The 15,411-nt window shown below is 39.3% G+C and carries 14 protein-coding genes; all 14 read right to left on the reverse strand.

Going from position 1 to position 15,411, the window contains the following annotated elements; all coding sequences use genetic code 11:
- Positions 1-41 precede the first annotated feature (41 nt).
- The 14 genes from infB to tsaB all read right to left on the reverse strand — a co-directional run bounded on the left by infB (position 42) and on the right by tsaB (position 15,377).
- Positions 42-2,561 (reverse strand): translation initiation factor IF-2, encoded by a 2,520-nt coding sequence (gene infB / locus ACFIMW_RS02655; RefSeq protein WP_375608028.1) that lies wholly within the window; start codon positions 2,559-2,561, stop codon positions 42-44.
- A complete protein-coding gene (locus ACFIMW_RS02660; RefSeq protein WP_375608029.1) occupies positions 2,558-3,193 on the reverse strand; it encodes an RNA-binding protein in 636 nt (211 codons plus the stop codon). Before ACFIMW_RS02660 ends, infB begins: the two co-directional genes overlap by 4 nt.
- On the reverse strand, positions 3,194-4,825 hold the full coding sequence (nusA, locus tag ACFIMW_RS02665) for a transcription termination factor NusA (RefSeq protein WP_375608030.1): 1,632 nt from the start codon (positions 4,823-4,825) through the stop codon (positions 3,194-3,196).
- 47 nt (positions 4,826-4,872) lie between these two features.
- Positions 4,873-5,499: a ribosome maturation factor RimP gene (gene rimP, locus ACFIMW_RS02670; RefSeq protein ID WP_375606786.1), complete on the reverse strand. Its 627-nt coding sequence runs from the start codon at positions 5,497-5,499 to the stop codon at positions 4,873-4,875.
- A gap of 151 nt (positions 5,500-5,650) precedes the next feature.
- Positions 5,651-6,352, reverse strand: coding sequence for a tRNA (guanine(46)-N(7))-methyltransferase TrmB (locus ACFIMW_RS02675; RefSeq protein ID WP_375606787.1), 702 nt, complete (start codon positions 6,350-6,352; stop codon positions 5,651-5,653).
- The gene (gene metK, locus ACFIMW_RS02680; RefSeq protein ID WP_375608031.1) at positions 6,349-7,617 is read right to left on the reverse strand and encodes a methionine adenosyltransferase; all 1,269 of its coding nucleotides are present in this window, start codon (positions 7,615-7,617) and stop codon (positions 6,349-6,351) included. Before metK ends, ACFIMW_RS02675 begins: the two co-directional genes overlap by 4 nt.
- 130 nt (positions 7,618-7,747) lie before the next feature.
- A complete protein-coding gene (locus tag ACFIMW_RS02685; RefSeq protein WP_375608032.1) occupies positions 7,748-8,161 on the reverse strand; it encodes a helix-turn-helix domain-containing protein in 414 nt (137 codons plus the stop codon).
- 149 nt (positions 8,162-8,310) lie between these two features.
- Positions 8,311-9,945, reverse strand: a complete 1,635-nt coding sequence (gene lnt / locus ACFIMW_RS02690; RefSeq protein WP_375608033.1) for an apolipoprotein N-acyltransferase — start codon at positions 9,943-9,945, stop codon at positions 8,311-8,313.
- The gene (locus tag ACFIMW_RS02695; RefSeq protein WP_375608034.1) at positions 9,908-10,933 is read right to left on the reverse strand and encodes a hemolysin family protein; all 1,026 of its coding nucleotides are present in this window, start codon (positions 10,931-10,933) and stop codon (positions 9,908-9,910) included. The genes lnt and ACFIMW_RS02695 overlap by 38 nt, the downstream gene beginning before the upstream one ends.
- A gap of 83 nt (positions 10,934-11,016) precedes the next feature.
- Entirely contained in the window at positions 11,017-11,508 is a 492-nt protein-coding gene (ybeY, locus tag ACFIMW_RS02700; RefSeq protein WP_375608035.1) for an rRNA maturation RNase YbeY, read from the reverse strand.
- Complete coding sequence (locus ACFIMW_RS02705) at positions 11,505-12,662, reverse strand: PhoH family protein (RefSeq protein WP_375608036.1); 1,158 nt, start codon at positions 12,660-12,662, stop codon at positions 11,505-11,507. Before ACFIMW_RS02705 ends, ybeY begins: the two co-directional genes overlap by 4 nt.
- 129 nt (positions 12,663-12,791) lie before the next feature.
- Positions 12,792-14,168 carry a tRNA (N6-isopentenyl adenosine(37)-C2)-methylthiotransferase MiaB gene (gene miaB, locus ACFIMW_RS02710; protein ID WP_375608037.1) on the reverse strand — a complete coding sequence of 459 codons (1,377 nt, stop codon included), beginning with the start codon at positions 14,166-14,168 and terminating at the stop codon, positions 12,792-12,794.
- Between the two features lie 31 nt (positions 14,169-14,199).
- Entirely contained in the window at positions 14,200-14,691 is a 492-nt protein-coding gene (gene rimI / locus ACFIMW_RS02715) for a ribosomal protein S18-alanine N-acetyltransferase (protein WP_375608038.1), read from the reverse strand.
- Positions 14,691-15,377, reverse strand: coding sequence for a tRNA (adenosine(37)-N6)-threonylcarbamoyltransferase complex dimerization subunit type 1 TsaB (gene tsaB, locus ACFIMW_RS02720; protein ID WP_375608039.1), 687 nt, complete (start codon positions 15,375-15,377; stop codon positions 14,691-14,693). The genes rimI and tsaB overlap by 1 nt, the downstream gene beginning before the upstream one ends.
- Positions 15,378-15,411 lie beyond the last annotated feature (34 nt).

Consider the following 15,411-nt stretch of genomic DNA (forward strand, 5'->3'; position numbering starts at 1 on the left):
ACTTTCCTCATTTTACACTAGGGTAAAGTTATTGGATTATTTTATAATGTGCGATTAATATGTTCGATACGGAAGGTCTCAATGATATCTCCTGCGCGCATATCTTCATAGTTTTCAAAGGCTATTCCACATTCTTGACCACTTTGTACTTCATTGACTTCATCCTTGAAGCGTTTGAGTGTTTTTAGCTTTCCTTCGTGAATAACGATGTTATCACGGATAAGGCGAACGCCTGCTCCTCGTTCTATTTTACCTTCTGTAACACGACATCCAGCAACTTTTCCGATTTTTGTAATGTTAAAGACTTCTAGAATTTCAGCATTACCAAGGAATGTTTCACGCTGTTCTGGTGAGAGTAATCCAGACATGGCGGCTTTGATATCGTCAACAAGATCGTAAATGATGTTATAATAACGAATTTCAATTCCTTGTGTTTTAGCAAAATCACGCGCTTGTTTATTGGCCCGAACATTAAAACCAATCACAGCTGAATTAGATGCTTCGGCAAGAGAAATATCACTTTCGGTAATTCCTCCAGCACCAGAATGTACAACACGCGCACGAACCTCATCATTTCCTAGCTTCTCTAATGCTGAAGCGATTGCTTCAATTGATCCTTGCACATCTCCTTTTATAATAAGAGAAAACTCCTTAACACCAGTTGTTTGCAATTTTGTCATCATCTGTTCAAGAGAACCACGCGAACCCGTTTGTCGAGCAACAGCTTTATCACGAGCTAATCGTTGACGATATTCAGAAATTTCGCGTGCTTTTGCTTCATGTGTGACAACAGCAAAACGATCTCCAGCTTGTGGTGTTCTTTGCATGCCTAAAATTTCAATTGGTGTAGAGGGAACAGCTTCTTTGACATGACGACCACGGTCATCAATCAAAGCACGTACACGACCCCATTCATTTCCGGCAACGATAATATCAGAAGGATGTAATGTACCTTTTTGAACAAGAACTGTTGCAACAGATCCGCGTCCTCGATCCAATTTGGCTTCAATGACAACGCCCTCTGCAGTTCGCTGAGGATCTGCTTTCAGGTCAAGCATTTCAGCTTGAAGAAGGATAGCTTCGAGAAGTTTATCTAGGTTTTGACCAGTTTTAGCAGAAACCTCAACGTCCAAAGTTTCCCCGCCCATAGTTTCAACAAACACTTCATGTTGTAAAAGTTCTGTACGTACTTTTTGTGCATTCGCAGCTGGTTTATCAATTTTGTTGATAGCAACAATGATAGGGACACCAGCAGCTTTCGCATGATTGATTGATTCAATCGTTTGGGGCATGACACTATCATCAGCGGCAACAACGAGAACAGCAATATCGGTAACACGCGCTCCGCGTGCACGCATAGCGGTAAATGCAGCATGCCCTGGTGTATCAATAAAGGTAATTTTTTGACCGTTTTGTTCTACTTGATAGGCACCAATATGCTGCGTAATACCACCTGCTTCGCCAGAAACAACATTTGCTTTGCGAATAGCATCCAGAAGAGAAGTTTTTCCGTGGTCAACATGGCCCATAATGGTTACAACAGGGGGACGCTGCTGCATATTTTGAGGATTATCTGTTACATTAAAGATACCTTCCTCTACATCAGATTCTAAAACACGTTTAACAGTATGGCCAAATTCAACAGCGATGAGTTCGGCAACGTCTGCGTCAATAACATCACCAGGTTTCACCATTTGTCCCTGTTTCATTAAAAATTTAACTACATCAACGGAACGCTCAGTCATACGTTGTGCGAGCTCTTGAATGGTAATTGTTTCAGGAAGAACAACTTCGCGAGAAATTTTTTCTCTTGGTTCTTGGTTTTGTGCACGCTTAAACTTTTCCTGTCTGCGCCGCATTGCAGCCATTGAGCGCCCACGTGCGCTTCCTTCTTCATCCAGTGCGCTATTAAGAGTTAGTTTTCCACGACGTCGCTCATCAGTCCCTTTGATAACTTTTGGTGCGCGTATTTCTGATTTAGAAAGATTAGAACGTCGGTTATGCCGCTCTTCTTCTTTATCTTCATCTATTTTGCGTTTTTCAATCACAGTTGTGTTTTTAGGCGCAAGAGGAATATCTGTTTGTTCGATGAGAGGAGGAACAGGTGGAGTCTGTATCAGCGGTTTTTCTTCTTCTTGTTGGGGATGTATTTCTTTTTCTTTAATTTCTTGCTGTAAAATTTCTTCCTGTTCTTTAGCGCGTTTTGCTTTTTCTTCGGCTTGTTCTCGCGTTATTCTTTCTTGGATATGTGCTTCTTCTAATGCGCGAAGTCTTGCTTCCATTTCAGCCGATGAAAGATTGCTTTTGGCTACAGATTCTTGAGGCTTTTTTCCCTCAAAACGTGGTTTAGAGCGCTGGGAAGCCACATGCGGCTTTGTAATGGGTTGTAGGGTCTCAGTTTTTTCATCAGGTCGCGTAATTTTACGCCGTTTAGTTTCGACAACGACAGCCTTTGTACGGCCATGGCTAAAATTTTGTTTGACCGTGCTTGTTTCCAAGACAGACCGCTTGAGAGTTAGTGTCTTCTTGATTGTTGTTTTGTCGTTGTTATTTTCACTCATTGTACTTCCTTCACGGCTTGTGCCGTTATCTCACCAAGCTTACTATGTTTGTCATCACGATAGGTGATCAATTTATATATCGTTTTGAGAAATCCTTCGGCAGCCTTTGTGTCCAATAAAGCTGCGTGCATTACAGGACTAGAGCCAAAAGCCACTCGCATTTCATCACTTGTAAATAAAGATATGGTTTTTATAGTGCGATTTGTTTGTTGTTGTGTTGTGTGGATGGCCTGTGCAATTTTTCGTTTTCCATCTTCTGTTGTTTCTTTGGCATGGAGTACAAGAATAACTTGACCAGAGCGAATAGCGGTGTCAACCTTTGTTGCTCCTGCGACAACGGCTCCTGCTTTTCTTGCCATGGAAAGGCTTGAGAGAGCAGCTTTTAGTAAAAGTGTATCAACAACATGCACAAGATTTGGTACAACCTCAACATCTGTTTTAAAATTTCTATGAAAAGCTTTCTGTTTGATTGCTTTCTCAATAACAGCGTGATGGGCAGAAATCCAAACGCCACGCCCTGGTAAATTCGCTTTAAGATCAGGAACAATTTGGTTATTGGGACCAATAACAAAACGGATCAGCGTTTGTGCTGAAGCATTTTTTCGGGTCACAATGCAAGTTCGTTCATTCATTTAAAGTGTATCCACATCCAAATCATCTGTTTTTTCATTTTCTGCAGAATTTTCATCTTCTACAGGATTTTCTGTAACAAGATCAGCTTGGTCTATCCAGCCTGCTTGTACACGTGCGGCTAAAACCATAGCTTCTGCATCAGCACGTGTAATGTCAAAAGGGGTCAGAATACCAGAAAAACTCTGTGTTTGACCTTCTTTACGTTCTCTCCAGCCGGCTAAATCATCAACGGCATAGCCAGCAAAGTCTTCTATTGTTTTTACACCATCCTCACCAACAGCAACCAACATAGCACTTGTCATTCCAGGAAGTGTTCGCAATTCGTCAGAAACTCCGAGTTTTTTACGTTTTTCGTCGAGCTCTTTTTCTTGCCGATCAAGATATTCACGGGCACGACTTTGGATTTCATTAGCAGTTTCATGGTCAAAACCATCAATAGAAGCGATTTCTTCCAGATCAATATAGGCGATTTCTTCAATAGAAGAAAAACCCTCTGACGCCATAACTTGTCCGATCATTTCGTCAACTTCTAAGGATTCCATAAACAATTTACTCCGTTCAGTAAATTCTTTTTGACGATTTTCAGATTCCTCCTTTTCCGTTAAAATATCAATGTTCCATCCTGTTAGCTGCGAAGCTAAACGAACATTTTGTCCACGTCGTCCAATAGCAAGGCTAAGTTGATCATCTGGCACAATAACTTCAATACGTTCAGCATCTTCATCAAGGATGATTTTAGAAACTTCTGCAGGTTGTAATGCATTAACGACAAATGTTGCTGCATCAGGCGACCAAGGAATAATATCAATTTTTTCGCCTTGTAATTCAGCAACAACAGCTTGTACACGACTTCCTCGCATTCCAACGCATGCTCCAACAGGATCAATGGAACCATCGCGTGAAACAACGGCGATCTTAGCTCGTGAACCCGGATCGCGGGCAACAGATTTGATTTCTATAATACCATCATAAATTTCAGGTACTTCCATAGTGAAAAGTTTTACCATAAATTGGGGATGGGTGCGTGAAAGGAAAATTTGCGGCCCACGCGTTTCACGGTGTACATCATTGACAAAAGCACGAATGCGATCTCCATAGCGGAATGATTCACGAGGAATTAATTCATCACGGCGCACAATAGCTTCACCGCGCCCTAGATCAACGATGACGTTACCATATTCCACACGCTTAACTGTACCAGAAATAATTTCACCAACTTTATTTTTGAATTCTTCATATTGCTGATCACGCTCTGCATCGCGTACTTTTTGTACAATAACCTGTTTAGCAGATTGTGCTGCGATACGTCCAAAATCCATAGGAGGTAAAAGATCAGCAAAAAAATCACCAATTTTTGCTTCTGCTTGACGTTTGAGAGCATCAGACAAAGTAATTTCCGTTGTATAGTCTTCAACGACATCAACGATTTTAAGCAGGCGCTGTAATTTAATTTCACCTGTTTTAGAATTGATTTCAGCACGAATATTGGTTTCTTGACCATAACGAGAACGTGCTGCTTTTTGAATAGCATCAGCCATCGCAGAAATGACAATTTCACGGTCGATTGACTTTTCACGTGCAACAGCATCTGCAATTTGCAGAATCTCAAGCCTGTTAGCGCTTGTAGCCATCAATTTTCTCCTTCTTTGTGCCACACGATGGGTATTTCCCAGTGATATTATTTTTTGAAATTGAGCGTCTGTATAGAGTCGTTAGCGTTCTCTTCGGCAATGAATTGTTGACTTAAATCTTTATTTTGTTTCAATGCATCGCGAATAAGCTCATCGGTAAGCACTAAATGCGCATTTATAATATCACAAAAGGAAATAGGGGTATACATGGCTTCTCCATAAGCAGCTTTATCAGTGTTTAAAATAAATCCATCTTGCGTGATATTTGTAAGTGTCCCGCGAAATTTTCGGCGCCCATCAATTGTTATTTTGGTTTCAATTTTTGCAAGATGCCCTTGCCAATGAAAAAAATCAGATTTTCTTACCAATGGACGATCAATTCCAGGGGATGAGATTTCTAAATGATATTTGCGTTCAATAACATTTTGTACATCAAGGAGGGGAGAAACAGTTCGACTAACCGTTTCACAATCTTCTATGGTCATAGAACCATCGGCACGTTCAACCATAATTTGAAGTGTTAAACCATTTTGACCAAGAAGTTTCACGCGAACCAAACGAAAACCTAAAGGTTTAAGTAGTGGTATGACAAGAGCAGCAACCTGTGCTTCGATACCATCTTCTTCAAACAGGCGCGGTTCGTCAAGATTGCTTATTTTTTCAACTTCATTCATAAATTTTATCCAAGTTGGTTTCATCAGTTTTATGATATTAAAAAAGAGCGGGTCCAACGGCCCACTCTTCATCATAAGACCAAGAATTTAACTATTGATACTCTTAAATCCAAAATTTTTCAAGTTGTTTATGAGAAAAGCGCTTGATCATTTATTTCTTGATAAAGGTAAGATAGGCAGGCGTTCGTCCTTCGCGGAGAGCTTTTGCTTCATAGCGGGTTTCGCTCCATAGTGGATAAGGGAGTTTCCAGTCTTGAGGGCTTTCTGCTTTCCATTCAAAGTGATCATGTTGTGCACAATGGTACAAAGTCCAGTTTACATAACTGTCTATATCGCTAGCAAAGCGAAAAAATTTCCCTATTTTAAGAACACGAGAAAAACGGTTAAGATTTTTTATATTGATGAAGCGTCGTTTCCAGTGTTTCTTTTTCGGCCAAGGATCAGGATAGAAGAGGTCTATTCCATCAAGCGAGTTATCAGGGAGCCAATCCAGAAGGCGTGTAGCATCATCATTATAGAGGCGAAGACGATTTTGATGGTTTTGATGCTGTTCAAGAGACGACAATATTTTTGCCATGCCATTGATAAAGGGCTCGACACCGATAAAACCGGTTTTTGGAAAATATGCCATTTCATGAAGTAAATGTTCACCTCCACCAAAACCGATTTCAAGTCGAATTTCTCTTACTTTGCTTGAAAATAAAGATGTAAGGTTTAAGGGAGGAGGGACATTTAAATCAATATTCAAACTGGGGAGAAGCATTTGTATACGTGTAAGCTGACTGTTTCGAAGTTGTTTTCCTTGTCGGCGTCCAAAAAATGCTTCACTCTTACGTATATTATGTTTAATCATGGGATTTGGATCATTGTTTGAAGCGTTTTCACGAGATCAGTTTTTTCCCATGAAAACGAACCATCGTGTTTTGGTTTACGACCAAAGTGACCATAGGCAGCTGTTTTTGCATAAATAGGTTTATTGAGGTCAAGATGTTTTCGAATGCCGGTAGGTGAAAGGTCCATTATTTTGCGGATGGCTTCTTCAATAACCTTTTCATCGACTTTTCCTGTTCCATGAAGATTAAGATAAATAGATAAAGGTTGTGCAATACCAATTGCATAGGAGAGTTGAATGGTGCATCTTTCTGCTAAATGAGCTGCAACAATATTTTTAGCCAGATAACGTGCTGCATACGCTGCAGAACGATCAACTTTTGTCGTATCTTTTCCTGAAAAAGCACCGCCTCCATGGGGTGCTGCGCCTCCGTAAGTATCTACGATAATTTTGCGTCCTGTTAATCCGGCATCACTTTGAGGACCACCAATGACAAATTTTCCTGTTGGGTTTATATACCAACTACATTGATCAGAAATGGGAATATCATGTAAAGCTTGACGAATGTATGGTTCAACCACTGTACGCACTTTGTTGGAATCCCAACTTTCATCGAGGTGCTGCGTTGAAAGAACGATGGATGTTACCTCTATAGGTTTTCCATTTTTATAGCGTATGGTGATTTGGCTTTTAGCATCTGGTCCTAATTTTCCAGTTTCTCCTTCTCTTTTATGACGGGCTGCGGCAAGAAGTTTGAGAATCTTATGCGCATAATAAATTGGTGCAGGCATGAGATCTGGTGTTTCACGGCAAGCATATCCAAACATGATACCTTGATCACCTGCTCCTTCTTCACCATGCCGATCTGTAGCATTATCAACGCCTCTTGCAATGTCCGTAGATTGAGGGCGCAATAGAACATCAATTTTAACAGTTTTCCAATGAAATCCGGCTTGTTCGTAGCCAATAGCACGAATAGCACGGCGTGCTGCTGTACGAAAACGCGTAGGATTAATGAGTGGAAAGCCAGTCTTATCATAGATAAACTCTTTATTTTTATCTTTTTTTAAGAGTGTATCGGGAACACGCACTTCACCGGCAATAACAACACGGTTTACACTGACGAGAGTTTCACAAGCAACGCGGACTAACCACGGATCAGTACCAGTCTTTTGAGCTTCTTTATAGATCATATCAACGATTTCATCAGAAATACGATCACAAATTTTATCAGGATGCCCTTCTGATACCGATTCGCTCGTAAAAAGATAATCTTGATGCGGCATAGGAACTCCTTCAAAAAGAAAACCAACGATTCAATTAATTGCCTACTAAAATTTCTACGGTTTGCCAATTCCACAGCAAATCGTTAATGCGAATTTATATGAATAAGAGAGAAAAAATATAATTTTAATTTTATAGCTTATTTGTTAAATCTTCCTCAGAAAGTGCTTTTGCTAAGTCAATGATTTTTCGACGCACTTTAGCATCAGAGATATTCGTAAAAGCCCGCATGAGTTGGATACCTTCGCTGCTAGAACAAAAGTCCATAAAATTGTGATCACTTTCAGCAAAACCTTCTACTTGTTGAGAGGTAATACCTTTATCAAAAAAGTAAGAAACAGGAACATCCATAATTTCTGCTATCGCTTGAAGACGACTGGCACCGATACGGTTTGTTCCTTTTTCATATTTTTGGATTTGCTGAAAAGTGATGCCTAATTTTTCACCTAGTTTTTCTTGAGTAAGTCCTAAAATATTACGACGTAAACGAATACGAGTTCCAACATAGATATCTATAGGGTCAGGTTTTTTTCTAGTTTCGGTCATAATGCAACTCTTTAATTTCCAGCACTTTTCTTTTAAACCAACATCAGATTTATGCGAAGCTGGTTTATCATATAATTAAAATAATATGTAATATTTTTTCCCAATATTACTGGTATATGCAACATAATATCGCACAAGGAGCACTTGAATCATTTAAGCTGTTTTGTAAAACCAAAACCAATACGACACAATAGCATAAGGATGAATAAGATAAAAGTAGAGAAAGTTCTGTATTCATTGCTTCCTATAGGGGTAATGGATGGTGGAATTTTTGAATCAATAATGCCCACAGCATTTTGTTGAAGAGCTACAACGATTCGTCCATAAGAATCAATAACTGCTGATATTCCATTATTGGCTGCCCGTATGAGGGGGATTCCCAGTTCAACGGCACGAAGCTGTGCTTGTTGAAGATGTTGATAGGGTCCCGGTGTTACACCGAACCATGCATCATTTGTAACATTAATGATTGCTTGAGGCGGGGAACCTTTAAAAGTCATTTCATGAGGAAATATTGCTTCATAACAAATCAAGGGTAGATAAGAAAATCCGTTTGGCATTGTGACAGTTTCGCGCACATGTGCAGCACTATATCCACCAATATTATCAGCGAGGATATGCAATCCAATTTTTTTCAATAAATTCTGATAGGGAAGATACTCACCAAAAGGGACCAAATGAAGTTTATCGGAAGTGTTAAAAATATTACCTTGAGCGTTAATGACTACAATTGTATTAAAATATTGTGTTTGGGAATGGGGTAAATCATCACTGGCGCGTATTGCTCCGATAATAGCCCATTGTTTAGGTTTTAAAAGAGAGGCGATGTGCATTGTGATAGATGATTGATCATAGAGAAGATAAGGAACAGATGCTTCAGGCCATACGATAAAATCAGGTTCTGGATTTTTACCAGTTGCTGGTGCTGCACTCAGATTCATATGCGCTTCCAACGTGGCTTCTCGTGTATTATCGCGCAATTTTATATTTTGTTGTATAGAAGGTTGAACAATGCGCACCCAAAAACTTCTTTTTTGATCTTCAGCTGTATTGTCTATCGTATGGAGGCGATAAAATCCAAAACTACAGTGAATAAATATAAGTGCTAAGCAAAGAGAAAGGGCAGCTTTCTTTTTTTCATCTGTGAGTAAAACTGTTGGCAAACTGTAGGTTAAGACCACAAGAATATTCATTCCGTACAGTCCCACGATGGCATCAGATTGCATGAGCATTGGGGTGGGCATGGCTGTATATCCAAGAGCATTCCATGGAAATCCTGTGAATAAGAACGCACGCAACCACTCGGCTAATCCTAAAGAAAAGGCTAAAACAAAAAAGCGTGCTATTCCTTTTGTCCATAATAAGCCGACAATGAAACCAGAAAAAAACCAATAAAAAGAAAGGTAGAGAGGAGGAAATAAAATGGCTAGTGGAACTGCCCAACCAAAAGAATCTGGATCTGTTAACAAAGCATTGCAGAGCCACCAAAGTCCGCAAATAAAATAACTAAAACCAAAGGTTCCACAGCTTAAAGCGTAGATAAAAAAATGTTTTTTATTGTTTGGGGAGGACTGTATTGAGTCCAGTAAAACAATAAAAATGGGGAAAGTTAAAAAGCAAAGAGGTGTCAAATAAAAGGGTGGAAGTGCAAAAGAAGTAAAAGCACCACATAGAAAGATCAATGCTTGGCGCTTCCAGCCGGTAACAGAGGACAAAAAAACGATGAAATTGTTAAAAAACTCTGGACTATTCTTTAGGAATGGCATTGTTCTCAAGATTCTCATTTTCTGGAATGCGAAAAATGCGTAACCGCTTAATCCGGCGTTTATCAGCTTCTAAAATACGAAATCTATAGCCAGGTACAGCTTCGATAATTTCACCTTTTTCAGGAATGCGATCAAGAATGGAGACAATCAAACCACCAATAGTATCAACATCATCACCATATTCCCCTACGATAAAATCAGGTCCAAGAGCTTTCTCCACATCTTCTAGTTCAGTTCTTGCATCAACGAGCCATTTATTATTGGGTTCGCGTACGATAGCATTGTCAACATTATCATGTTCATCTTCGATATCACCAACGACTAATTCAACAATATCCTCCATTGAAACGAGACCATCTGTTCCTCCATGTTCATCAATAACTAAAGCCATTTGTGTTCGTGTGGTTTGCATCCGTGTTAATAATTTGCTTGCTAGCATAGAACTGGGAACAAAGAGAACTTTTCGGATTAGATCCAATTCACCGATTGGGGTATGCAAGTCTGCATGGTTTAATTGAAGAAAATCGGATTTCTGTTCGGTTTTTGTTGGGGTGATAATAAAGCGAATCATATAGTTAAGAATATCGCGGATATGGATCATTCCACGCGGATCATCTAAAGTTTCAGCATAAACTGGTATGCGAGAATGACCAATTTTTGCAAAACATTTAAGGGCTTCTCCAAGTGAAGTGTTTATTTCTAATGCTTCAATTTCAGAACGGGGTATCATAACATCATCTACGCGTGCTTCACGTAAGCGTAAAATGTTATGCAGCATAGTACGTTCTTCAGGTGAGAAGAGGGCGGTGTCTTTTTCATTGTCAGTCGTGAGGGCAACGGTAAGGTCATCGCGCAGTGACGTAGATGCACAATTACGACCACGTAAGAATGAAAATAAATGATTCATCAGAGAATATTTTTCTGTATGATTCGTTTGTTGAGAGGGATTTTTTTCATTATTAGAAGATGTAGGACTATTATTTTGTGCATTTATTTTGTTGGCCATGGTTTTGAAATCTTCTAAACTTTCTTTTTATAATAGATGAATGAGAGGCTTAAATGGTATGCTCGTAATATTAATTTTAAAAGTTAAATTTTATCATTTATAGACAATTCAGCGTAAGGATCTTTTATGAAAAGCTTTTGAAGAATTTCTCTTTCAAGCTTTTCCATTTGATGTGCTTCATTATCAGTTTCATGGTCATAACCAAGCAGATGCAAGATGCCATGAACAATCATATGCATTAAATGGTCTTGAAATGTTTTTCCTTCTTTCTCTGCTTCGAGAACAACAGTTTCTCGTGCAATAATAATATCACCCATTATGGGACCAGGAGGATTTCCAGCTTTAAGGGGAAAAGCAGGAAAGGATAATACATTGGTGGATTTGTTTTTATTGCGCCATTGTGCATTGATTTGTGCCATATGTTCATCATCCGTAAAAAGCAGGCTAATTTCGCTTACAACATTTTCCAATGAAACATGATGCATTGTTGTCGTTAACGCTTTTTCGGTGATATTATAAAGCATTTCCTCATCATTCCACCCTGCGCTTTTAATCATTATATCAATAATAATCATGATGAATCAAATTCATTTTTTAATGTGTCGTACGCGAGTGATTTTTTTTTATTGTGTATTCTAGAATCACGATCATAAGCGCGAACGATAGCAGTAACAAGCGGGTGGCGTACAACATCTTTTTCCTCAAAACGCACAATTGCAATATTTTCTACATTTGAAAGAATGCGGATTGCTTCAGTGAGACCTGATTTTTGTCCTGTAGGCAAATCGATTTGGCTTACATCACCGGTAACAATCATACGCGCTCCTTCTCCAAGACGTGTGAGGAACATCTTCATTTGCATGGGCGTAGTATTTTGTGCTTCATCAAGAATAATAGCGGCATGGGCAAGTGTTCGCCCGCGCATAAACGCAAGAGGAGCAATTTCTATGTCACCAGAAGCTAAGATACGTTCTATTTTTTTAGCAGGAATCATATCATAAAGAGCATCATAAAGTGGTCTTAAATATGGGTCAACTTTTTCTTTGAGATCACCGGGAAGAAAACCAAGATGTTCTCCAGCTTCAACAGCAGGACGTGAGAGAATAATTCGCTCAATGATACCACGTTCTAGAAGCATTGCGGCATGAGCAACAGCAAGATACGTTTTGCCTGTTCCTGCTGGTCCTACACCAAACACAAGTTCAGTATGCTCCATAGCGTGGATGTAAGCATCTTGTGTTGGAGTCCGTGCATGAATTATTTTTTTATGAGTTCTCAACTGTGCTGGTGTACTTTTTGTTGCAGATTTGTGTGTTATTGTGTCCTCTTTCTGCTTTTTGGGTATACTTGCCATAGCAATCGCTCCTTTTATATCTGATAAAGTGAGCTCTTGATGTGTTTTTGCACGTTCATAAAGCTGCTGCAATACATATTGCGCACGTTTTATAACAGAAATACTTCCATGGATTAAGACTTCATTACCACGCGGATGAATACTGAGTTCAAGTTTTTTTCCGATATAAGCAAGGTTTTCGTCAAATTTACCAAAAACTACTTTTGCATATTTATTGTTTTCAAAAATCAAAACAACTTGGCTTGTATCTGAAGCGTTTACTTTTCCCAAGGGATCAGTCTTTTCAAGGGCAATATTTACGTTTTCTTTAACGCGCTTTATTTTTTCGGTTGAAGCTTTCAGCCTATTCTCCATTTCTACATAAATACTACACATCTTTTTGAGTAAACTCTATAAAAGACAAACTCTCTTTCGCAAAAGTGCACACTTTAGATGTAATCATTTTCTTTTAAAATAAAAGAGTTTTCCAAAATATTTATTGTGAACAAGGTCTTAGAGGCATGGTTATCTATTGGTCACTTCACCAACAAAACTGTTTGAGCTTGCATTTTTAATATGAATTTCTACCACGCTACCTGTAGAGGCTTCTGTATCGACGACAACAGGTAAAAGCCACGGGGAACGCCCTACCATTTGCCCTGAGTGACGCCCAGGTTTTTCGATAAGAACGTTCGTTTTTTGACCAATTTTAGAATGCAAGAACACATTTTGTTGTTCAAGGAGAAGGTGCTGTAGATGTTGAAGTCGGGCATCTTTTACAGATTCATCAACATGATTTTTCATGGTAGCTCCCACTGTTCCAGGACGGGGGGAATATTTAAAAGAATAAGCTGAACTGTATTGCACTTGTTGAATAAGTTTAATGGTTTCTTCAAAATCTTCATCTGTTTCGCCTGGAAATCCTACAATAAAATCACCTGAAAAGGCAATATCGGGTCGTGCCGTCCGAATTTTTTCGATAAGATGAAGATAATGAGAACTTTTGTGTTGGCGATTCATGGCTTTTAAGATGCGATCTGAACCTGATTGAACAGGCAGATGGAGGTAAGGCATTAACATATCAAGATCTCGATGTGCGGCGATAAGGCTATCATCCATATCACGCGGGTGGCTGGTTGTGTAACGCAAACGCTTTAAACCATCGAGTTTTGCAAGATGATAAAGAAGATCGCCAAGACGCCAAGTTTTGCCATCAGCACTTTGTCCATGCCAACCATTGACATTTTGTCCAAGCAGCGTAATCTCTTTAACACCTGCTTCAATAAGCTGGCGGGCTTCCTCGGTAATTTGCTCGACGGACCGTGATATTTCAGCACCCCGCGTATAGGGAACAACACAAAAAGTGCAAAATTTGTCGCACCCTTCTTGTACTGTTAAAAATGCGCTAACACCCCGTTTTCTTACTGCATGTTTATTATGAGGCGGCAAATGAGCAAATTTATCTTCAACAGCATAGTCTGTTTCGATAATCTTTTTTCCTTGTTTGGCTTTTTCTAACAATTCTGGCAGGCGATGATACATTTGTGGACCAATAACAAGATCCACTGTTGGCGCACGGCGCAAGATTTCACTTCCCTCAGCTTGTGCAACACAACCCGTTACACCAACTGTCAAGGGTTTATCAGGTGTGCGTTCTTGACGCATAATGCGCAAACGACCAAGATCAGAATAAAGTTTTTCTGCTGCTTTTTCACGAATATGACAGGTGTTAACAAGAATAAGATCGGCATCATCGGGAGTGTGTGTTGTCACATAGCCTTGTGAACTGAGACTATCAGTCATACGTTGGCTATCATAAACATTCATTTGACATCCATAAGTTTTGATAAAAACCTTTTTAGGAGTAACAGGAGGCGTATTTTTAGAATTTACTTTATTCATAGTGCATGTCTAAATGTTTTTTACACAAATCTCAATCTATTTGCTTAAAAGTTTTTTGCATGATAATTGCATCACCGCGACCATTTTTTGATGGGTAGTAAGCAAGACGTTTAGAAATTTTTTGAAATTCGAAGCGTTGATAAAGGTTCAAAGCAGAAAGATTTGTTGTTTCTACTTCCAAGAATAATTTTATAGCGCGCTTGTTGTGAAGATGGCAAACGGTACGATCGACAAGCAGGGTACCAATTCCTTGTTGACGATAATGAGGGTGGACAGCAATTGTGATGATTTCTGCTTCATCAAGGATGAGACGGCAGAGACAAAAGCCTAAAATTTGATCAGGGCGATCAATGAGAAAAACTTTGTACCCGAAGATAGAATGATCTGTTAAGAAATTATCAAAAGCTTGTTTTTTCCAAGCAAGGGTAAAACAATATTGATGAATTTGATGAAGAGCCGCACTATCATGAACTTGTAGCGGAGCAATCTCAAAATCTTTTTTTGTTAATGAAAATTTGGACATTATTTTTTTCGTGGTAAAGCAAAATCAGTTTGTTGTTTTGCATCAGCACTGCGTAGATAGAGTGGGCGAGGTGAATTTTGTGGTTGTTTGTTTGCAGCAAGATAAGCATAGTTTACAATATCAGCCGCTTCGCAGGGGATTTTTTCTAGGACAATTTTTTCGTTTATTTTATGGTTTTTCATATGCTGCACAATGACATCAGCAGCTGGGCCAGTTAGTTGGGTTTTTGGAGGCAAATCTTCGATGATATTTTCAACTGTTTTTAATCCCGGCGCTCCCAAAGGGATAAGATCCTGATGAAAATTTTGATGGTAAAACATATCTCTCCCTGCTTCAATGACAACAGTAATTGCTGATGTACTCTTTGTATTGGTTGTTATTTGCGCAGCTAACGCTTCAAGAGCACTCACTCCAACAGCTGGTATTTCAAGTGCTAATGCCAAAGCGCGCGCTGTTGCAACACCGACACGTGCACCAGTAAACGATCCAGGTCCAACATTGACAGCAATACGCTCAACTTGATCAAGCGTCATATTGGCTTGTGCCATTATTTGTGTAATTTGCCCAATAAGTTTTTCAGCATGCCCTTTGTTCATGCGCTCATTAATACGCGCAATAACAGATTTATGGCGAACAAGTGCAACAGCACAATAAATTGAAGCAGTATCTATAGCAAGGATAAGCATAAAAATATTTTAGTTGAATAAAACGGTAAACAAA

The sequence above is a fragment of the Bartonella sp. AC329YNZD genome (assembly GCF_042196685.1).
In the GTDB taxonomy this organism is placed as follows: Bacteria; Pseudomonadota; Alphaproteobacteria; order Rhizobiales; family Rhizobiaceae; genus Bartonella.